The organism is Burkholderia sp. BCC0397 (assembly GCF_902832865.1).
Classification (GTDB): domain Bacteria; phylum Pseudomonadota; class Gammaproteobacteria; order Burkholderiales; family Burkholderiaceae; genus Burkholderia.
Window position 1 is genome coordinate 139690 of sequence record NZ_CADFDL010000012.1, and the last position, 21467, is coordinate 161156.

The following is a 21467-nucleotide window of genomic DNA, read 5'->3' on the forward strand; positions in this document are numbered from 1 at the left end:
CTCAAAGGGCTTTGTCGAGGGTCGTGAGGTGCGAGCCGTCCGGCCCGGCGGAAATTCGTGCCCGTACGCGCGCGGCGCGGCGTACCGGCGTGGGTGTCGAAGCGCCCGCTTCGCGCGCGTCGGCCGCGAGCGCATCGATCCACGCGGCGAGCGCGTGCAGCGTCGGCTGCATGAACATCCCTTGCAGCGGCAGATCGAGACCCGTCGCGACACGCGCCGCGTTCAGCGCCTTCAGCGACGCGATGCTGTCGCCGCCGAGCGCGAAGAAGCTGTCGTGACGAGCGGGTTCGCGGCCAAGGACGCGGGCCCAGATATCGGCGAGCAGGCGCTCGGTGGGTGTCGCGGGCGGCTCGCGGTGGGCGTCGCCGACGACGGCTTCGGGCCGCGGCAGCGCGCGGCGGTCGAGCTTGCCGTTGACGGTCAGCGGCAGCGCATCGAGGACGACCACGTGCGCGGGAATCATGTGAGCCGGCAGGCGCGCGCCGAGGTGAGCACGCAGCGCGACCGGGTCGAGCGCGTCGGTCGCCGGCGTGGCATAGGCAACGAGCCGCGTGTTGCCGTGCGCATCGTCGTCGGCCACGACGGCCGCATCGCGTACGCCCGGGTAATCGCGCAGCGCGGCTTCGATTTCACCGGGCTCGATGCGGAAACCGCGAATCTTGATCTGCTGGTCGGCGCGGCCGAGATAGACGATCTCACCGTCGGCGCGGCGTCGCGCGAGGTCGCCCGCGCGATAGCGCCGCGCGCCTGGCGCGCCGTCCGGATCGGGGACGAAGCGCGCGGCGGTGAGCCCGGGCCGGTTCAGATAGCCGCGCGCAACGCCGGCCCCGCCGACGTGAATCTCGCCGGCGACTCCGTCGAGCACCGGCTCGCCGTGACGATCGAGCAGCTGCAGCGACAGATCGGCCAGCGGCTCGCCGATCGGGCTGAGCGGCGCGTCGGCGTCGGCACGGCGCAGCGTGCGCGCGGTCACGTGGACGGTGGTCTCGGTGATGCCGTACATGTTGACCAGACGTGGGCGCGTGTCGCCGTAGCGGTCAAACCAGTCGCGCAGTGCCGCGGGCTCGAGCGCTTCGCCGCCGAACACGACCAGGCGCAGCGCGGGCAGGGTGCCGGGCTGCCGGTCGAGCAGGCGGAAGGCCGAAGGCGTCTGGCTGAGGACGGACACGCGATGCGCGCGCAGGAAATCGGCGAACGCGAGCGGGTCGCGGCTCGTCTCGAACGGGACGAAGACGGCCTGCGCGCCGTGCAGCAGCGCACCCCAGAGTTCCCACACCGAGAAGTCGAAAGCGGTGGAATGAAAGACGCTCCACACGTCGTGTTCAGCAAGCGAGAACGATTCGCGCGTGACGTCGAACAAGCGCAGCACGTTCGCGTGAGTGACGATGCAACCCTTGGGCGTGCCGGTGGAGCCAGACGTATAGATTACGTAGGCGGCTTGCGCGGCGCAGACGGCGCGGGGCGGAGCGGGGCGATTGCCGCCGTTATCGTTAAGGCTGATCACACAGCGCGGCAGACGAGTGTCACGCGGCAGGCGTTCGAGCTCACCGGGAGTGCCGACGATGGCGATCATCGCGCTGTCGTCGATGAGGAAACGCAGGCGCTCGTCGGGATAGGCGGAATCGAGCGGCACATAAGCGGCGCCGGTCTTGAGAATGGCAAGCATGCCAATCGCGAAATGAATGTCGCGTCCGGACGCAAGACCGATGCGCAGTTCGGGGCCTGCGCCGAGATCGCGCAGCGTCCAAGCGAGCGCATTGGCGCGTGCGTCGAGTTCGGCATAGGTCAGCGAACCGGCGTCGCCGGATACGGCAATCGCATCCGGATACTGCACGGCGATTTGCTCGAACGCATCGCACAGGTTCGCATGCCGCAGCGTCGACGCGACCGGCGTACGCGATGTCACCGGCCAGTCGCGCACGCCGACGACCGCCATCGACAGCCACGGCGCATCGACGTCGGCCGCGATGTCGCGCAGCGCTGCGTCGAGCACCGCGACGTGCCGTTCGATCTGCGCCGCGCCGAACCGGGCGACGTCGTAATGCAGCGACACGTCGAAGCCGTCGCCGGCCGGGTCGCGCGCGAACTGAACGAGCAGCGGGAAGTCGGTTTCCTCGTGCGCGTCGAAGTCGACGACCGCGACGCCGGGCAGATCGAGCGCGTCGCGATAGACGTGGAAGTGGATGTAGTTGAACGCGACGTCGAACAGGCGGCCCGCGCCGGCTTCGTCGGCGATGGCGGCGAGCGGCAGGCGCTTGAGCGCGTCGATCTCGCGCTCGGCGGCGGCGACCTGCCGGATCAACCCGGCCCACGAGCCGGGCGCGAGGCGTGCACCGAGCGGCACGCTGTTCAGAAACAGGCCAGTCGCCCGTGCGCTGAGCGCGTGATCGGGCCGGTTGTGGACAACGTAGCCCGTCACCGGGCAGTCCGATCCCGTCAGCATCGACAGCGCGCGCAGATGCGCGGCGAGCAGCAACGAGCGCAGTTCGACGCCGAGCGCGCGGGCCTGCGCGGCGAGCGACGTCGACAACGGCTGCGACACGCGCCGGACGACTCGCTCGACCGTGCGGCGGCCGGCGGTCCGGCTCCGATCGTGCGGATCGCGCGGGTCGCCGCCCACGTCGCCATCGCCGGCGAGCAGCGTCGCGGGATGCCGGGCCAGCCGTTCGCGCCACGCGCGGCGCAGCGCATCGTCCGCGAGCGCGTCGCGCTCGGCGGCCGCGTGCAGCGCCAGCACCGGCGCATCGCTGGCGGCCTCGATGCGTGGGCCGCCGCACGCGTGGCCGATCAGCTCCGTCATCAGCGTCGCGACGCTCCAGCCATCGACGATCGCGTGATGAAAGCTCAGCGTGACGTGGATCGCGTCGTCGGCGACGCGATGGATGAACAGCCGCAGCATCGGGCCATGTGCGATGTCGAAATTGCGCCGCTGCTCGGCGTCGACGAACGCGTCGAGCGCGACTCGCTGCGCTGCGTCGGCCAGCGTGCGGCAGTCGAACACCTGCAGCGCGGCAGCGGCTTCGCGGCGGATCAACTGCAGCGGCGTCGAAAAGCCGTCGAGCGCGAACCCGGTGCGCAGCGTCGCGTGCGCGCGTGTCACGGCTGCGAGCGCGCGGCGCCAGGCGGCCTCGTCCCACGCGGGAATCCGCAGCCGATAGCGGAACACGTCGTGAAACACCGCGCCACCGTCGCGCTCGCGATGAAACAGCATGCCGAGCTGCAGGCGGGACATCGGCAGCGTGTCTTCGAGGCCGTCGGGCAGCCGCGCGCGGTCGGCGTCCGACAGCAGCGCGAACGGCGCGGGCGCGGCGGACGCCGCCACCGGCGGCAGCGGGTCGCGATCGACCGCTTCGGCGAGCGCGGCGAGCGTCGGGCATTCGCGCAACTGAAGGGGCGACACGTACACGCCGCGCGCGCGGGCCTCGGTGACGACTTCGAGCGAATTGATGCTGTCGCCGCCGAGCGCGAAGAAGCTGTCGTGACGAGCAGGTTCGCGGCCGAGGACGCGGGCCCAGATGTCGGCGAGCAGGCGTTCGGTGGGTGTCGCGGGCGGCTCGCGGTGGGTGTCGTCGGCGACGGCTTCGGGCTTGGGCAGCGCGCGGCGGTCGAGCTTGCCGTTGACGGTCAGCGGCAACGCGTCGAGGACGACGACGTGCGCGGGAATCATGTGAGCCGGCAGGCGCTCGGCCAGATGAGCGCGCAGCGCGACGGGGTCGAGCGCGTCGTTCGACGGAGTTGCGTAAGCGACGAGCCGCGCATGGCCGTGCGCATCGTCGTCGGCCACCACGGCGGCATCGCGTACGCCCGGGTAATCGCGCAGCGCGGCCTCGATTTCGCCGGGCTCGATGCGGAAACCGCGAATCTTGATCTGCTGGTCGGCGCGGCCGAGATAGACGATCTCATCGTCGGCGCGGCGTCGCGCGAGGTCGCCCGCACGATAGCGCCGCGCGCCTGGCGCGCCGTCCGGATCGGGGACGAAGCGCGCGGCGGTGAGCCCCGGCCGGTTCAGATAGCCGCGCGCGACGCCGGCGCCGCCGACGTGAATCTCGCCGGCGACTCCATCGAGCACCGGCTCGCCGTGACGATCGAGCAGCTGCAGCGACAGATCGGCCAGCGGCGCGCCGATCGGGCTGAGCGGCGTGTCGGCGTCGGCGCGCCGCAGCGTGCGCGCGGTCACGTGGACGGTCGTCTCGGTGATGCCGTACATGTTGACGAGACGTGGGCGTGTGTCGCCGTAGCGGTCAAACCAGTCGCGCAGCGCGGCAGGATCGAGCGCTTCGCCGCCGAACACGACCAGGCGCAGCGCGGGCAGGGTGCCGGGCTGCCGGTCGAGCAGGCGGAAGGCCGAAGGCGTCTGGCTGAGGACGGACACGCGATGCGCGCGCAGGAAATCGGCGAACGCAAGCGGATCGCGGCTCGTCTCGAACGGGACGAAGACGGCCTGCGCGCCGTGCAGCAGCGCGCCCCAGAGTTCCCACACGGAGAAGTCGAAGGCGGTGGAATGAAAGACGCTCCACACGTCGTGTTCGGCAAGCGAAAACGATTCGCGCGTGACGTCGAACAGACGCAGCACGTTCGCGTGAGTGACGATGCAGCCCTTGGGCGTGCCGGTGGAGCCGGACGTATAGATTACGTAGGCGGCTTGCGCGGCGCAGACAGAGCGGGGCGGAGCACGGCGATTGCCGTCGTCATCGTCGAGGCTGATCACACAGCGCGGTAGACGAGTGTCACGCGGCAGGCGTTCGAGCTCACCGGGAGTGCCGACGATGGCGATCATGGCGCTGTCGTCGATGAGGAAACGCAGGCGCTCGTCGGGATAGGCGGAATCGAGCGGCACATAAGCGGCGCCGGTCTTGAGAATCGCGAGCATGCCGATCGCGAAATGAATGTCGCGCGCGGATGCAAGACCGATGCGCAGTTCGGGGCCTGCGCCGAGATCGCGCAGCGTCCAAGCGAGCGCATTGGCGCGTGCGTCGAGTTCGGCATAGGTCAGCGAACCGGCGTCGCCCGATACGGCAATCGCATCCGGATACTGCGCGGCGATTTGCTCGAACGCATCGCACAGGTTCGTATGCGACGGTACGGGCAGGGCGGTCGAAAACGTCGCCGGCGCATCGCGACTCGCCGGCTTCGCCGGAACGAGCCGCGCATTCGCGTCGTCGAGCGCTTCACGAAGCACGTCCCGGAACGCATCGACGAGCGTCTGCGGTGCAAGCTCGCCGAAGCATGAATCGTTCGTGTCGAAGTCGACGTAGATCGGCCGTCGCGCGCTGAAGTCGCGCACATAGACGCGCAACGGATAGCTTTGCGCGGGCGTGCGCAGCGGCGTCACCGTCGTCTGCGTGCCGTCGAACGTCGCATCGTAGTCGTGCCGCTCGTACGACAGGCTCACTTCGAACGGCAGCCGGCCCTGGTCGCCCGACACCGCGTCGAGCGGATAGCGCTGATGGCGGAAATCGGCTTTCAGTTGCGTGCCGATTCGCGCGACGAGCGCCGCGAACGTGTCGGCGGGCGCGGCCGACGTGCGCAATACGCAAAAGCCGAGAAAGAGCCCGATCGTCTGCTTGTCCATCACGGTGCGACGGTTCAGGATCGGCAGGCCGATCGAGAGATCGCGCGCGCCGACGACGCGAAACAGCGTCGCCTGCAGGACCGCCGCGAAGAAATGAAACGGGCTCGCGCGCTGCGCGTCCGACCACGCGTGCAGCGCGGCGGTGTCGGCCGCGCTCAGCTCGAGCACCGTGCGGCGGTTCGACTGCGACGTCGCGCGCGGAAAATACTCGCTGTCGTATGACGCGAGGCGCTCGGCCCAGTAGCGGCGCGACGCGTCGCACTTGTCGGAAGCAAGATATGCGCGCTCGTCGGCGAGCGTCGCGTCGACGCTCGTCTCGTCCCAAGGCTGCGGCGCTTCGCCCGCACGCATCCGGTTGTACGCGTCGCAGAGGCGCGCGTAAAAGAGCGACGTGCCCCATCCGTCGAACAGCGCGTGATGGAATTTCGCATAGGCGACGTGGTCGTTGTCGCCAACTTGTATCAGCACCATCCCGCAGGCGATCTCGCGTCCGTCGGTGGCGAACGGGCGATTCGCGAAATCGTCGTCGACGAAGCGCTGCGCGGCGGCCTGCGGATCGGCATGCGCGCGCAGATCGAGCATCTCGAGCGAGAAGCGGGTGTCGTCGTGCACGATCTGGTGCTGGCCATCGTCGCCGTCGTGTAGCGACGAGCGTACCGCCGCGCTGTGCTGGGCGACGAAGTCGGCCGCGCGCCAGAAGAGATCGGCGTCGAGCACCCCGACGATGTGTGCCAACGCGCCGATATGCGCGAGCCGGTGGTCTTCGTGGATGTTTTGCGCCGACAGAATATTGCGCTGTGCCGCCCGGAGGGGGTATTTCATCTCGCTGCCCGCCGTAGATGGTTCGCTATCGAAAATTATTCGGATGCCGATACATTGCGACGTTCGATTGCGCCGGACACCCGCGCAGCGGATGCGGCCATTCGCAAGTGACGGGCATTAAAACACCGCGCCGGCCGAGCGTCTGTCCCCCCAACGCCGGACAATGCGCGCGGCGCCCGTCATGCATTCCCATGACAGACATCGGGCGCCGCCGGTGTTCTAATCCGGCAGGCCGGTTCGCGCGCCAGATGCGCGAACGCCGAATCCGACGCGTTCGCGTCGCGCGAGCTTGATCGCGCTCAAACCGGGAAGGAATGCATGTCGACGGGTCGTCGTTTCTTTTTCTTCTGGCTGGGCGAATCGTCGATGCAATGCGCCACCGCGCTGATGTCGTTCGCACTCGGCGTGTGGGTCTATCAGCATTCCGGTTCGGTGACGGCTTTCTCGAACACGGTGATCGCCGCGACGCTGCCGTCGGTGCTGATCCTGCCGTTCGCGGGCGGCCTGGCCGACCGGATCGACCGCAAGCTCATCATCGTGTCGGCCAACGCGGCGCTCGCGCTGCTCACACTGCCGCTACTCGCGCTGTTGTTCGCGGACCGACTGCAGCCGGTGCACCTGTATGCGTTCAACGCATGCGCGTCGGCGGTCGGCGCATTTCGGACACCTGCCAATCAGGCGTCGATCAATTCGATCGTGTCGAACGACGCGCTGACGCGTGCGAACGGCCTGATGGGTATCGGCAAGAACGTGTCGACGCTCGTCGCGCCGCTGCTCGGCGGGATCATCATGGGCGGCGCCGGCCTGAATGCGGTTTTCACGATCCATTTCGTCGCGAGCGTCGCGGCGATGCTGTGCGTGCTCAAGGCGCTGGGGCAGCCCGGCACGGTGCCCGTCGAGCCGATGCGCGCGGACCGGCCGCTGCGGCGCGATGTACTGGCGGGTATCGCGAGCACGTTGCGCTTCTTCGAAGCGGAGCCGCTGATGCTCGGACTGCTCGGCTACGTGATGATCCAGAGCGCGCTGATCTCGCTTGCGACGATGATGATCGCACCGCTCGTGCTCGCGAATCATTCGAGCGCGCAGCTCGGGCTCGTCTACACGTCGGCTGCAATCGGCGGGCTCGCCGGCATGTCGCTCCTCGTCGCGACGACGAATCCGCGGCGCCTGATGCTGATCGTCGTGTGCGCGGATGCGGTGCTGTCGCTCTGCATGCTGTCGATCGGCCTCGTGTCGGCCACGTCGTCGTACTGCGCGATCGCGTTCGTCGCGCTGGCGGCGGGCAGCGTCGCCGAAGGGTGCGCCAGCGCGCTGTGGCTGCGCAAGATCCCGGCGCGCAACAAGGCCAGCGTGCTGTCGTTCGTCAGCATGCTGATGATCGCGACGATGACGGTCGTCGTCGCGGTGGGCGGGTTCGTCGTCGACCGGGTGCTGGAGCCCGCGCTGTCGGCGGGCGGGACGTTCGCGCAGGCGGCGAACGCATGGCTCGGGATCGGCAAGGGTGGCGGCGTCTCGCTGTTGTTTGTCGCCGTGGGCGCGATAAGCGTGCTGCTGTGCGCGTGCATGTTCGCGCATCCGCGCATGCGACGGATCGACCTGCTGGTGCCGGACGATCGTTCGCTGAATGCGATCGATGTTCGGGAATTTCCTTCGGCGGAGTGATGCTGCTTGCGGAATGCCTGCTTCCGTTTACTTCGTGGTTGCCCGACTCAGGCGTCCCGGTATTGACGGCCTAGCTCCGCAGTCGCGTAGATCGATGTGGTGTCGAGCGAATCGTGACCAGCAAAATTACTCGCAGGTGCTCGAACTGTTCGATCTGGCGAAGGCGAACCCCGAAACGAAGATCATCGTCAATCACTGCGGCGGCGTCGTGAAGGTCGACGGGCGGGCAAATCGTCATCGATATGTAAGCAAAACTCCGAAGCAATCGCGTCGATAAAACACAAAATCCAGAATAATCCATCGACCCGATACGCCTGTCCGGGAACGCGCGTTACCCATCACATAAAAATGACCTCAGCGGGATAGCAGACGCATGTTTGCGGCAGGCACGGCGTGCTACGCTTTGTCATGGCGTTCCGCGAATCTTTCGCGCCGCTCGAAAATTTGCACGATTAACTAAATAAATCAAATGCGCGGCGCGCCGATAATGCGGAAAGCATCGGCAATCGATGCGCCCCTGGATGAACGAAGGGCGCCGGTATAAAGTCGCGGAAAAAAATACAGTCTCCGGGGGTAAAGCTCATGGCGTGGCAATGTGCATTCCGTCGCCGGCGGGCGACGCTGAAGTCGGGTATCCCGTCGCGGCACGCCGGAGCGCAACGATGAACGCGCCGCGCGGGGCAGTGCAGTGTGGCGCGCAACGTGCCGGATCGGCGCCGGGCCCGCTCGCCGAATTCATACTCGTCGGCGAGTCGCCGGCGCTCCAGCAACTGATCCAGATGGTCGACCGCGTCGCGCCGACCCGCCATGCGTTGCTGGTGACTGGGCCCACCGGCTCCGGCAAGGAAATCGTCGCGCGGCGTATCCATGCGCACGGTGAAATGCCCGACGAGCCGTTCGTCGACGTGAACTGCGGCGCGATTCCCGAAAGCCTGGTCGAGGCCGAGCTGTTCGGTCATGTGCGAGGCGCATTCACCGGCGCGTCGGGAAGCCGGGCCGGCGTATTCCAGCAGGTCGGGCGCGGTACGCTGTTTCTCGACGAGATCGGCGAACTGCCGCTCGCACTGCAACCGAAACTGCTCCGCGTGCTCGAGACCGGCAGCTTCCGTCCGATCGGCGCGTCGGCCCCGCTGCGCTTCGACGGGCGCGTGGTCGCGGCCACCCACCGCGATCTGCACGAGGCGGCCCGCGCCGGCCGCTTTCGCGAGGATCTCTACTACCGGCTCGCGGTATTCGTGCTCGCGGTGCCCGGTCTCGACCAGCGCGCCGATGACATTCCCGCGCTTGTCACGCACTTCGCCGCGCAGCAGCGCCGCGTGATCGATTTCACGCCGGCCGCGATGCAGCGGCTGCGCCGGCACACATGGCCGGGGCACGTGCGGCAGTTGCGCAATCTCGTCAGCCGGCTCAGCGTGCTTGCCCCCGATACGCAGGTCGACGTCGACGTGCTGGAAACGTTCCTCGCGGCCGAGACGGACGGCGCGGAGGGATGCGAGCGGCTCGCCGACCGCCTGCTACTGCTCGACGGCGACGACAAGCTCGCGGCCGCCGAGTATCTGCTGATCAATCGCGCACTCCAGCGCACCGCCAACAACAAGAGCGCGGCGGCCGCGCTGCTGGGCGTCAGCCGCAAGGTCGTCGAGCGCCGGCTGAAGGCGCGCGCCGATCGCGACGGCGAAGCGCGCCGGCATCTGAGCCGCGCGCAGGCGCACATCCGCGACGCGCAGTTCCACGAGGCCGTGCCGCTGCTGCGCCGCAGCCTCGACGCCCTGCGGAAGAGCGGCGACGAGGCGGACACGCGGCGCCTGTGTTTCGAGGCCAATCTCGCGCTGGCCATCAGCCTGCGCAGCGTGCACGGCTGGCTGTATCCGGAGGCAACCGCCGCGTACGCCGCCGCGCTCGCGGCGGGCGAAGGCGTGTGCGACGCCGCCGAACTCGCGTCGGTGCGGTTCGGCATCTGGACCACGCAGCTCACGACGCTGCAACTGAGCGACGCGCGCGCGACCGCGCAGGACCTGCTGCAGTGTGCGCAACGGATCGGCACGCCGGCGACGCTCGACGAAGCGCACGTCGCGATGACCAACACGTTGTTCTGGCTCGGCGACAGCAGCGAGGCGCTCGCCTGCCTGGCGCGCGGCAACCTGCTCGGCATCGGTCTCGACGATCATCGTGCCGGCGCGCAAGGCTTCGACCTGGCCGGGCTTGCACTGACCTTCGAGGGGCTCGCCTGTTACCAGACGGGCGCCGACGATCGCGCGCGGCACGCGATGACGGTGTTGATGGCCCGAGCGGCCCGTCCGAACGCGCATGCCCTCGCGCACGTGTTGAACCTGCAGGGCGCCGCGTGGCTCGCCTGCCTGTTCGACGACGTCGAGCGGCTCGGCGATCTCGCGGCCGAGCTCGTCGGCGTGTCGGAATTCGCCGGGCTCGCGTTCCATCAGGGCGTGGGCGAGGTGTTCCGGGCCTGCTGGCTCGGCAGGCACGGCAGGTTCGACGAGGCCGAGCAACTGCTGCTGGATGGCTATGAGCGGATGATCGGGCATGGCGGCGCACTGTTCTATTCGTTGACGGCTTGGCAACACGGCGAGCTGCTGCTGCGCGCGGGCCGGCCCCGCGACTGCGAGCGGGTGCTGGGCGCCGCGCTCGACGTCGTGCTCGAGCGGCAGGAACGCGTGTATCTGAGCGAATTGCTGATCGTCCGCGCGCGCGCGGTACGCGCGAGCGGCGATCTCGCGCTGGCCGAACAGGCGCTGCGCAGCGCGATCTCGACGGCTCAGGCACTCGGATCGGTGCCGGCGCGCGTCGCCGCCGCGACACACCTGGCGGATCTGCTGGCCGAAATCGGCCGGCACGCCGATGCGACCCAGACGCTCGAACGCGCATTGCGCGGCACGCCGCCGCTGCAGGCGGCGCCCGTCACGCAGCGCGCGGCATCGCTGCTTGCCGAGCTGCGCCGCGCGCACGCGCCGTTGCCCTTCGCGCCGATGCGCCACGAATCCGGCTTCGACGCGCGTCCGGCACGCCCCTGATCGTTCCGAGGCGTTCGCCCCAATTCCAGAGCAAGCGTGCCGGACGCAGGCGCGCGTTTGGCCGCGACGCGAACGACGGCGACATCCCGCTGCATCCATGCGGCGGAGCGGACGAATTCGTCCACTCGACGTTGATTCGCCGGACGCCGGCGTCCGACGCCTGCGGGCCGTTCTCGCCCGGCCCGTCGAGGACCGCCGCCGGGCGGGGCAGCGGGCGACTGGCACGAGATTCGCTGAAGAGGTACGCCGTGCGTCGGGTTCGCCGACGCCGCGCCCGTGCTTCGCTTCCGCGACGAGGTCGACATGGCAACTCCGCTCTCCGCTTTCCGCTCACCCGCCAATCAGGCCGCCAAGGATCTCGCGGACTATCCGGCCGCGCTCTCGGCGTTCTCCGCACTATGGAACACGTATCTCGACGGGATCACGCAGCAGGCGATCGTCGGCAATCCGTGGCAGGCCAGCAATTCGTCGAACACGCCGTACTACTTCAATCCGCTGACCACGGCGATGCCGGGCGACGCGGTGACCACGGGGGTCCAGTGGTCGGCGATGCCCGGCCGCATCTCGTACTACGACGAAGCGCAATGGGGCAGCACGCTGTCGCCCACGCAGATCAACCAGCTCGCGGACTACGGCTGGACGCCGTCGTCCGCCGCAGCCAACCGCCAGACCTTTCCGAACCTGACCACGGATCCGTGCTCCGGCGAACAGGACAGCAAGGCGTACGGCCCCTATGGCCCGCGCGGCTGGCAGGACGAATACTGCGAATGGAGCGTGCTGCGCGACCCGACCACCAACAAGATCGTACGCATCGACTTCACCTGCGAGAACCCGGAGTACTGGTACACGCTGTGGCGGGTCGCGCCTGACGTCGTGGTCGATCTGTACCGTGCGACGCTCGACAATCCGGCGATCCAGCCGTCGGACCTGTGGCTCAAGGATGCCGCCGGCCATGCCGTGATCGATCCGTCGACGGGCGCACCCGCATACGACCCGCTGAACATCTGGAATCGCGGGCCGGAGCGCACCGCGACATCGGGCGGCGCGATGCATCTGACGAGCACGCCGAACACGCTGCAGACGGAGATTGCCGGGCTCGCCGGCGCGGCCACCATCCAGCGGACCTGCGGTGCGACCGATCCGGAAGTGCTCCTCTGCTGCGCGCAGTACGGCCAGCCGCATCGCAACAGCGATCCGCATATCGGGCTCGTCGTCAACCAGGTGGTTGGCTTGGGCAACAAGGTCACGATCGCCGATCCGCCCGGCCTCTACATGCAGATGCCCAACTTCAGCCAGTACAAGCTGCCGTCCAGCGCGCCCGCCGGCGCGACGGCGCAGGACTACTGGCGGGTCGTGCGCGGGGCGGTGTCGCTGAACGACATGAACGGCCACCCGCTACCGGGCAACCTTATCCTGCACGCGGTGTTCGAGGTGCCGTCCGGGCTCGGCTTCACCGTCGGCGACATCACGATCGGCGGCACGCCGATCGAGTATGCGGCGCAGGTCGCGGCGACCTTCCTCATGCAGATCAACGCGACGCCGATCTCGATCAGCGGGCAGCCGAACCAGGAGGGCTGTGCGGGCGACCCGCAGAATCCGACGCCGCAGCCGCTGCAGATGTGGCACACGTCGCTGTGGAACGCCTACTACGGCACCGCCGCGCCGGCGAATCCGGTCGCGCAGCCGATGGTGCTCGCGAGCAACACGGTGATCCTGCCGCCGACGCTCGCGCGCGGACAGGCGCGGGTGCCGATGACCCTCGTATGTCGCGGCGCGAACCTCGGCAAGCACGGCGAGCTGCCGACGGTCGGCTTCGACGGGCCGGATGACGGCGTGACCGCGGTCGTCGCTGGACTGACCGACGACGTCGCCTATACGGTGCCGGGGGATTCGTATCCGTCGAGCAACCAGGTGCTGTCGCTCGAGGTGACGGTCGATGCCGGCGCGGCGCCCGGCCTGCGGGGCGTGCGCATCGGCAACCCCGGGGAAGCGGCCGGTCAGGCCGCTCCGAGCTTCCTCTGGGTCGAATGATGCGGCGTGCCAGACGGCCATTCGGTCCGGCTGCGCGCATCGCCGTGACGCTCGGCGCGTGCGCGGCGTTCGCGGCGGGCATCGCGCAGGCAAAGGAGTCGCCCGCGCCGGCCCCCGCCGACGCGAACGGCTACGCGACGACGTCGCGCGCCGCGACATCGACCTACAGCGCCTGCTTTGCCGCACCGACCGTGTCCTTCGTGCTGCCTGCCGATGCGGCCCTGTCCGATCAGGCCGACATGAATTGCTTCGCGTGGCAGCAGTTCATCGCGCTGAACTGGCAGGCGTCGGCCACGCAGAACGGCCAGCCCGACACGAGCGTCACGGCCCAGTCGTTCGGCATGCCGTCGGCTGCCGCGCCGACTGTCTGGGAAACTTACGCACTGAGTTCCAACGTGTTCCGCCCGAACGCGGCCACGCCGCTGCCGTTCAACGGCGCGAGCCGCAAGGCTGCCGCGCGCGCCAAGCCCGGCCGGGCCCCGTTCGTGCGCGGCGCAGCGGCCGAGGACGCGCTCGTCGACATCCAACAGGCGTTCACCAAGGGATGGATCACCGCGCAGAACGGCATGCCGACGTTCTACGAAAAGCGCATGAACGTCGAGGAGTACGACTACATCGTTGACAACCGGCTCTACGACGCGAACGCGCAGTGGCAACGGATCGCGAGCAATACAGGCATCCAGCTGCCGGACGGCTCGGCGTCGGGCACCGTCGGCGCGATCGAGCTCAAGGCCGCATGGCTGCCGCTCACCGATCCGTCCCTGTACGCGCGCTACCTGACGCGGCCGGCCACGCTGATCGACCCGGCGACCGGCCGGCGCACGAACGCGGTGGTCGGCCTCGTCGGGCTGCACATCATCCACAAGACGCGCAAGGCGCAGCAATTCGCGTGGGCGACGTTCGAGCAGGTCGACAACGTGCCGGTGCAAGGCCAGGTCGGCGCGGGGCCGTACACCTACTACAACCCGCATTGCGATCCGGCCTCGGATCCCTATCAGTGCCGCGTCAACACCATTCCGATGTGCGCCGACAACGCGTGCGACTACGCAAAGCCGACCCAGGTCGCGCGCGTGCAGCCGATCCCCGACGACGTCGCGGCGCTGAACGCGTACGTGCAAGGCGTGATTCGTGACGCGAATCCGCAGTCGGTGATGCAGTACTACCAGCTGATCAGCGTGATGTGGCCGTCCGCGTCGACGACGCTCACCGGCGCGGGGCTGACGCCGCTGACCGCCGGCGCGCCGCAGCCGCCGAACGGCGTGGGCGGGCTCGCGAACGCGGTGCTCGAAACCTTCTTCCAGACCCTGACCTCGCCGTCGCCGAATCAGCTGCTGACCCAACCGAACTGTCTCGCCTGCCACACGGTCGCGACGCTGCCGAAACGCGGCCTGCCGCCCGACTGGGGCACCAGGCCGACGAACTACGCGAGCGACTACAGCTTCCTGTTCAGCGAGGCCGACGCGCGGGCGGCGACCTCGCTCGCGGCAACCCCGTGCAAGCCGGCAGCGGCGGGCCGCGCCGGCCATCAGAAGGACCTTGGTTGTTCCAGGAGAAAACCGTGAAAAGAGAAAAATTGGAGTTGCCGCGCGAGTGGACCCTGCCGGCATTGCAGGCGCACTTCCAGGACGCGCTCGATCTCGAGCTGTGGACGATTCCGTACTACCTGACGGTGCTTTATTCGATCAAGGATACGGGCTCGAAGGCCGCGCAATTGATCCAGGCCGCCGTCTACCAGGAAATGTTGCACGCGCAACTGGTTGCCAATGTCGCGAACGCCTATGGCTTCTCGCCGGCCGCGACCGTGCCGGTTTACCGCGGGAAGGCGGTGCCGCATCTCGATTTCGACCTGGACGAACCGAACCCGACGACCGAGTTTACGCCGTACAGCGCGGAGCTCGGCCCGCTCGACGCGGCGCGGATCAACACGATGTGCCTCGTCGAATATCCGGAGTGGTGCACCGGGCGCGAACCCGACGTGGCCGATTCGACCGACGAGTACGGCTCGATCGCCGAGTTCTATGTGGCGCTGCGCTACGGCATGTCCGCGCTGCGCTCCGAGGTGGTCGGCCGGCGCCGCCAGTTCGACGAATTCGGGCCGTTCTACCAGAACCACCCGGGGCTCACCGTGACGGAAGACGGCGATGCAGGGTTCCGCCAGGCGCTGACGCTGCTCGACGTAATCGTCGAGCAGGGGGAGGGGCAGACCGAACCCATGGAGACCGTGCCCGTCGAATTCCAGAACACGGCCGACGGCTTCCATAACAAGACGCCGCATTTCCAGCGCTTCGACTTCATCCGGAATCTTCCGGTGCTGCCCGCCACCTACCCGGGCGTCGCGAACCCGCCGGCCGGAAGCCCCGGCCACGACGCGCAGCAGATCCTGATCCGCGATTTCGCGGCCTTCCTCGACGTGCTCAACCGGATGTTCCGCGGCGAGGCCCCGCCACCTTCGTTCGGCAGCCTGATGGCAAAGCTCGGCGGCGACATCCTGAGCTGCTGGAAGCACCAGGCCATTCCCCGTTTCTCGCAGGAGCAAGCATGACGCTGTCATCCGTCTTCCGCATCCATCCGGCCTTCGGCATCGCGCGGGTCGGCACGAGCGACGAGTTCTACCTCGGGCCTGAAACGATGGCGGGCCTGCCGATCGACCCCGCCGTCGACGTCGGCAACCCGAACGTGACGGGCGGCCTGCCGATCAAGGCCGGCACCGAATCGCAGGTAATCTCGAGCGACGACCTGCGCGATCGCGGCGGCCGCATGAAGCGGCAGGCGGCACGCTTTCGCATCTATCACTACGCTGCGGGCGACGGCAGCGACGAACGCTACCCGAACGGCGGCGGCGTCGAGGTGTCGATCGGCAGCGTGATCGACGGCAGGACGGTGCGCGACATCGTCTGGTCGGTGCATCTCGCGAACAAGAAGGCAAACTCGTACATGCTGAACGACGAACTCGGCCTCGCCGTGTACGAGAAGGCGAACGCCGACCATCTGCACCTGCGCAACGCGGCCGAGGGCGAGGATCCCGACAATGCGGCGCGCCTGAAGAAGCTCGTGATCGACGCGGGGCCGCGCGCGATCCGCGGCACGAGCCACGGCAGCGTGCAGTTCGACAAGGCGACGATCGCGACCTACGTGGCCGAGCACGGGACGATCAAGTCGATGCCGAATTATCCGAAGACGTTCCCCGACGACAGCTTCTCGCAGCTTTATACGCCGACCGGCCTGATCGACACGCTCGGCGAGTTGCGCACCGACGACAAGGGGCGCCTGCTCGTGCTGCCGGCGTGGGGGCGCGCGTGCGGCTGGCTGCGGCCCGACGGCACGCCGTTCCCGCTGATCGGCGGCCTGATCGCCCCGGGCGAATACGGCGATGTGAACGCGGACGGCTGGTTCGACGACACCGCGGACGGCCCGGTCTCGGCGACGCTCGTGTTCGACGACGACAGCACCGCGTCGGTCGTGCCCGCCTGGGTGATCAGCACCGATCCCGGCTACGCGCCGCAGACGCTGAACGTGACCAGCCTGTGGGACGACATGTTCGACACCTGGGTGCGGCGCATGGACCTGATGCCGGAGATCTTCGACCATCGTTTCAACCGCGATTACCGGCCGCGCTTCGACGATCATCTGCTGCCGATCTTCCGCGCGCCCGGGCTGCAGCGCTGGAACACCAACCTGCCCGCGCGGGCGATCGCCGCGCACGACGCCGTCGGCGCGATCCGCGCGCAGGACGATCCGCGCGAGACGATCATGACGGGCCTCGCCTACGTGCGCAATCCGAACCTGCCGGAGCAGTCGAACCTCGGCGCGCCGCTGATGCCGCTGTCGATGGGCGACGCGGGCAAGGCGTTCATGAGCGTCTCGCTGACCCAGTATTTCTTCCTCCAGCAATGGAACGACGGCAAGTTCGAGCGCGAAGCGCACCTCAAGTTCGGGCCGGGCGAGGCGCTCGACCGCACCGTGATGGTGAACTGCCTCGGCGGCCGCTTCGCGCCCGGCATCGAAATGACCTTCATCATCCGCGATCCGGCGATCTACCAGCAGGATTGGCAGAGCTCCGGCGCGGGGCCGTTCCGTCTGCGTGCGCGCACGCTCGACTACTCGACGGTGCAGGCGAGCCTGCCGTTCCTGACGGTCGGCTATGTGCCGCTGCATCCGGGGCCGGACGGCCTGCGCTCCGCGCCGCTCGAGCCCGGCGACGTGTCGAAGTTCATGGCCGTGCCGTGGCAGACCGACTACAACGCCTGCGCGACGCACAACTCGGCGCCGAATCCGACCAACAGCACGGCGCTCTACTGGTCGTGGCCGTCGCAGCGGCCGGTCGCCGTCCACACGGCGGCCGACGTGCGCGACGGCAAGCCCGGGCCGCAACGCTACTCGATTCGCGGCCCCGGCACCGCCACCGACGATCTCGGCGATGCCGGCCGCTATCAGGACCTGCTCGACATCGTGAAGCACTGGCACCGCCTCGGCTTCGTGATCCAGGGCAGCGCGATCGCGGGCGACACCCGCTACAGCCCCGAACTCTATCTCGAGGTCGCGAGCCAGCTCGACGATCCGCCGATCGAGCCGTGGCCGATGAACTCGAATTCGCCCGGCGGCTGAGCGATGACGCCAGGTCACAGCATCGCGATCGTCGGGGCCGGCCCCGCAGGATGCGCGGCGGCGATCGCCTTGACGCGAGCCGGCGCGGGGCCGGTGCTCCTGATCGATGCGGACGGCCGCGACGACGTCGGCGGCGCGTGCGAGGGGGCGGGGCGCCGGCCGCGCTTCGGCGAAAGCCTGCCGCCCGACATCCGGCTCGTGTTCGCGGCGCTCGGCGTGCAGCACGCGTTCGATGCGCAGGCGTTCGATCCGTGTTGCGGCAGCGCGTCGTCGTGGGGCGCCGACGCGCTCGGCTACAACGACTTCCTGTTCAACCCGCACGGCTTCGGCTGGCACGTCGAGCGCCGACGCTTCGACGCGCTGTTGCGCGATTGCGCGATCCGCGCCGGCGTGCACTGGCAAACCGGCCGCGTCGCGCATTGCAGCTCGGCCGGCGACGGCATGCGGCTGCAGGTCGCGCTGCCTGGCGGGGCGACGGAATGCGTCGACGCGGCGTTCGTCGTCGATGCCAGCGGCCATGCCGCCTGCGTCGCGCGCGCAATGGGCGCCGAGCGGCTCGACGGCGACCGGCTGGTGTGCGTGTCGGCCTGCATGCCGATCGACGCCGGCAGCCGCCTCGGGCAGCGCTCGCTGCTCGAAGCCGTCGAATACGGCTGGTGGTACGCGGCGCGCTTCGCACCCGACGAGGCGATCGTGGTCGTCGCGACCGATGCGCAGATGCTGCGCCGGCACGCGCTGCAACAGCCCGCGTCATGGCATGCGCGCCTGCGCGGCACGCGGCATGTTGCCGCCGCGCTCGGTGACGGCGTGCGGGACGCGCCTCGCACGCTGACGGTGCGACAGGCGCGCTCGGCACGCCTCAGCCGATGCGCGGGGCCGCGCTGGCTGGCGATCGGCGACGCGGCGGCGTGCTTCGATCCGCTGTCGTCGCAAGGCGTGATCAAAGCGATGCTCGACGGGATGGCCGCCGCGCGCGAGATCGCCGGCGATCGGGACGGCCGCGTCATCGCGGCAACGCACGAGCAGCGGATCGGCGAACGGTTCGCTGACTACACGCGGATGCGCGACGACTTCTACGACCAGGAACGCCGCTGGGCCAATGCGCCGTTCTGGCGCCGGCGACGCCATCGCGACACGACGCCGCCCGCCGGCGTCCATCACGCAACGGAGACACAGCCATGAACGATGACGCCACGTCGTGGCCGATCAAGGACACGCCCAATACGCATGGGATGTTCATGCTCGGCACGACCACGCTGTATCTGTGCCATATGCCGATGTTCGGCATGGAAGACCATCTCTATCAGATGACGCTGCAGGCCCGGCTCGACCCGGCGTCGATGGCGGCGTATCTCGCGGACAAGGCGCGGCACCCCGGCGCCCCGTACAACCTGACCAACCTCGAGCACGATGCGTTCACACTGCCGCAGGTCGCGTGCGGTCAAATCCGGCAATACGTTGCCGCGATCTACCGCGATTACTCGGACGAAGGCGGCGGCACGCCGAGTACGCCGATCGTCGGCGAGGCGACCGTGTTCGTCGAACGCGTCGTCGTGTACCGTGCGTTCGACCAGAACATTCCGCGTCCCGCGAATCTGACCTACGTGCTGTTCGGTGACGGCAAGGAGGCGCACCTCGATCACTACATCGCGCTCGACCCGGACTTCCAGCACCTGCTGACGCTGCCGACCGTGCCCGACTGGCTCGACGTCACGCAGTTGCAAGCGGGCGTGCTGGTGAGCTTCCCGCAGCCGAGCACCCCAATCGGCTGCACGCCGCCCGTCACGCCGGGCGCGCATACGGTGCGGTTCCAGGGCCTCGCCGACGCGGCCGTGCCGCTGACGGTGGGCGACACGTTCTGGTACAGCACCGGCAACTCGCTCAACGCGGTCGATCCTTGCGGCGCTCGGCATGCTGCGGCGCCGGCACGCTCGCACGAGGTGGCGAAATGAACGTGCACTACGACGTCACGCTCGATCCGGCACGCCACGAACTGGGCGTCGAACTCACGATCGACGGCGTACCGCCCGGCGAGCTGGTGCTGGCGACGCCCACCTGGGTGCCCGGCGATTACGATTTCGAGCCGTTCGGCCGCGACGTGTTCGACGTTCGCGCGACGGACGGGGCGACCGGCGCGACACTCGACGTGCACCGCCGCGGCTGGCCCGCCTACACGATCAAGGTGCCGGCGCGGCGCGCTTCGGACGGCCGGGTGACGGTCCGCTATCGCGCCGCGGCCGCCTCGGTCGAGATGAGCGAGGAATGCGGCGTGCTCGGCGACCTGAACGGCGTGCTGCTCGGCACGCGGTATCTGCGGGTGAGCGCGCATGACGGCCGCTGCACGGTGCGCTATCACGTGCCCGAAGGCTGGGCGATCCATCATCCGTCGGGCGCGACGGCGCTGCCCGACCGGACCTGGGAATACGACAGCTACGCGCGCCTGCTCGACACGCCCGTCTCGTTCGGACGCTTCGACACGATCACGCGCGAGGTGCGCGGCACACCGTTCCATCACGTGTTCCTGACGCGCGCGCAGGGGTTCGACGCGCACGTCGACAGGTTCGTCGACGATCTGTGCAAGATCGCCGGCGTGTATCACGACATCTTCAGCGGCTTCCCGTTCGAGGACTATACGTACGTGCTGTCGTTCAATCCGAACGACGCATGGGGGCTCGAGCACCTGACGAGCACCATGGTCGGGCTCGATCCGTCGACCTTCTACGACGCTGACCAGTACGACGTCAGCGTGCGGGTCTGCGCGCACGAGCTGTTTCATGCGTGGAATGTCCGCCGCCTGCGGCCGGCGCCGCTCGGCCACCTCGACTTCGAACGCGGTTGCTTCAGCGACGGCCTGTGGGTCGCGGAGGGCTTCACGCGCTATTACGAATTCCTGTCCTGCACGCGCACCGCCATCTACACGCCCGCGCAGTTCCTGAGTGCCGTTACCGGCTACTACACGCACCTGGTCGCGCTGCCGGCGTATCGCCACGTGAGCCCGGCCGACGCGTCGGCGGCGTCCTACCTCAATCACGACAAGTATCCGGGGCGTGCCAACAGCGCGATCGACTACTACGACGCCGGGATGGTGATCGCATTCGAACTCGATGCGACGCTGCGCATCGACACCGACGGTGCGCAATCGCTCGACACCGTGTTCGCCGCGTTCTACGAGACCTTCGCGGGCAAGGGCGCGGGTTACACCCTCGACGACATCTGCGATTTATTCGAACGCTGCCAGCCCGGCCTCGGCGAGCGTCTGAGGACCAAGGCCGTCGAGCCGGCACGGCTCACGCTGCCCGAAAGCCTGCGCGCGCTCGGCTTCGACGTCAGTGAAGGACAGGTGCCGTATTGCGGCGTGATTCTCGCTGGCGACACCGGCCCCGCGGTCTACAGTGTCCTCGATGGCAGCCCGGCCAGCCGCAGCGGGCTGGCGGCCGAAGACACGATCGTCGCCGTCGACGCCTACCCGTTCTCGCTGGAAGCGCTGTCCGGCGCCGTCCGGCAGGGCGCCGACGTCACGCTTGACGTGCTGCGCGGCAACCAGTCCCGTCGCTACACGGTCCGGCCCGGCGAACGGACCGCGCTGGTGAGCCTTCGCTGGGCCGGCACCGCACGCCAGGCCGCGTTGATCGCCGAATGGCTGAACCGGCCGTTTGCGCCGTCGTCGGGCCAGCCCATCCCGCTCGATTTCTACGAGAACTTTCACGGCATCGAGACCGTGATCTGAACGGCGTCGAGGACAACCC

General features: G+C 68.7%; 10 protein-coding genes. 9 read left to right on the forward strand and 1 reads right to left on the reverse strand.

All coding sequences use genetic code 11. From position 1 onward, the window contains the following. Position 1: 1 nt before the first annotated feature. Positions 2-6394 carry a non-ribosomal peptide synthetase gene (locus HWX03_RS28505; RefSeq protein ID WP_175873557.1) on the reverse strand — a complete coding sequence of 2131 codons (6393 nt, stop codon included), beginning with the start codon at positions 6392-6394 and terminating at the stop codon, positions 2-4. 318 nt (positions 6395-6712) lie between these two features. Here HWX03_RS28505 and HWX03_RS28510 point away from each other — a divergent pair, with 318 nt between their 5' ends. From HWX03_RS28510 to HWX03_RS28550, 9 genes are all read left to right on the forward strand, one after another. Further along, on the forward strand, positions 6713-8056 hold the full coding sequence (locus HWX03_RS28510) for an MFS transporter (RefSeq protein WP_175873558.1): 1344 nt from the start codon (positions 6713-6715) through the stop codon (positions 8054-8056). 662 nt (positions 8057-8718) lie between these two features. After that, complete coding sequence (locus HWX03_RS28515; RefSeq protein ID WP_175873559.1) at positions 8719-11085, forward strand: sigma-54 dependent transcriptional regulator; 2367 nt, start codon at positions 8719-8721, stop codon at positions 11083-11085. Between the two features lie 303 nt (positions 11086-11388). Further along, on the forward strand, positions 11389-13116 hold the full coding sequence (locus HWX03_RS28520; RefSeq protein ID WP_175873560.1) for a hypothetical protein: 1728 nt from the start codon (positions 11389-11391) through the stop codon (positions 13114-13116). Then, entirely contained in the window at positions 13116-14678 is a 1563-nt protein-coding gene (locus HWX03_RS28525; RefSeq protein WP_175873561.1) for a hypothetical protein, read from the forward strand. The genes HWX03_RS28520 and HWX03_RS28525 overlap by 1 nt, the downstream gene beginning before the upstream one ends. Next, positions 14675-15658: a ferritin-like protein gene (locus tag HWX03_RS28530; protein WP_208456826.1), complete on the forward strand. Its 984-nt coding sequence runs from the start codon at positions 14675-14677 to the stop codon at positions 15656-15658. Before HWX03_RS28525 ends, HWX03_RS28530 begins: the two co-directional genes overlap by 4 nt. After that, the gene (locus HWX03_RS28535) at positions 15655-17721 is read left to right on the forward strand and encodes a LodA/GoxA family CTQ-dependent oxidase (protein WP_174430457.1); all 2067 of its coding nucleotides are present in this window, start codon (positions 15655-15657) and stop codon (positions 17719-17721) included. The genes HWX03_RS28530 and HWX03_RS28535 overlap by 4 nt, the downstream gene beginning before the upstream one ends. Before the next feature lie 3 nt (positions 17722-17724). Continuing rightward, a complete protein-coding gene (locus tag HWX03_RS28540) occupies positions 17725-18903 on the forward strand; it encodes a tryptophan 7-halogenase (protein WP_175873563.1) in 1179 nt (392 codons plus the stop codon). Next, entirely contained in the window at positions 18900-19673 is a 774-nt protein-coding gene (locus tag HWX03_RS28545; RefSeq protein ID WP_174430459.1) for a hypothetical protein, read from the forward strand. The genes HWX03_RS28540 and HWX03_RS28545 overlap by 4 nt, the downstream gene beginning before the upstream one ends. Continuing rightward, positions 19670-21448: a PDZ domain-containing protein gene (locus HWX03_RS28550; RefSeq protein ID WP_175873564.1), complete on the forward strand. Its 1779-nt coding sequence runs from the start codon at positions 19670-19672 to the stop codon at positions 21446-21448. Before HWX03_RS28545 ends, HWX03_RS28550 begins: the two co-directional genes overlap by 4 nt. Positions 21449-21467 lie beyond the last annotated feature (19 nt).

Bases quoted from the DNA above. Each gene is read 5' to 3' on its own strand.
- HWX03_RS28505 (WP_175873557.1), bottom strand. From the start codon at position 6,394: ATGAAATACCCCCTCCGGGCGGCACAGCGCAATATTCTGTCGGCGCAA.
- HWX03_RS28510 (WP_175873558.1), top strand. From the start codon at position 6,713: ATGTCGACGGGTCGTCGTTTCTTTTTCTTCTGGCTGGGCGAATCGTCG.
- HWX03_RS28515 (WP_175873559.1), top strand. From the start codon at position 8,719: ATGAACGCGCCGCGCGGGGCAGTGCAGTGTGGCGCGCAACGTGCCGGA.
- HWX03_RS28520 (WP_175873560.1), top strand. From the start codon at position 11,389: ATGGCAACTCCGCTCTCCGCTTTCCGCTCACCCGCCAATCAGGCCGCC.
- HWX03_RS28525 (WP_175873561.1), top strand. From the start codon at position 13,116: ATGCGGCGTGCCAGACGGCCATTCGGTCCGGCTGCGCGCATCGCCGTG.
- HWX03_RS28535 (WP_174430457.1), top strand. From the start codon at position 15,655: ATGACGCTGTCATCCGTCTTCCGCATCCATCCGGCCTTCGGCATCGCG.
- HWX03_RS28540 (WP_175873563.1), top strand. From the start codon at position 17,725: ATGACGCCAGGTCACAGCATCGCGATCGTCGGGGCCGGCCCCGCAGGA.
- HWX03_RS28545 (WP_174430459.1), top strand. From the start codon at position 18,900: ATGAACGATGACGCCACGTCGTGGCCGATCAAGGACACGCCCAATACG.
- HWX03_RS28550 (WP_175873564.1), top strand. From the start codon at position 19,670: ATGAACGTGCACTACGACGTCACGCTCGATCCGGCACGCCACGAACTG.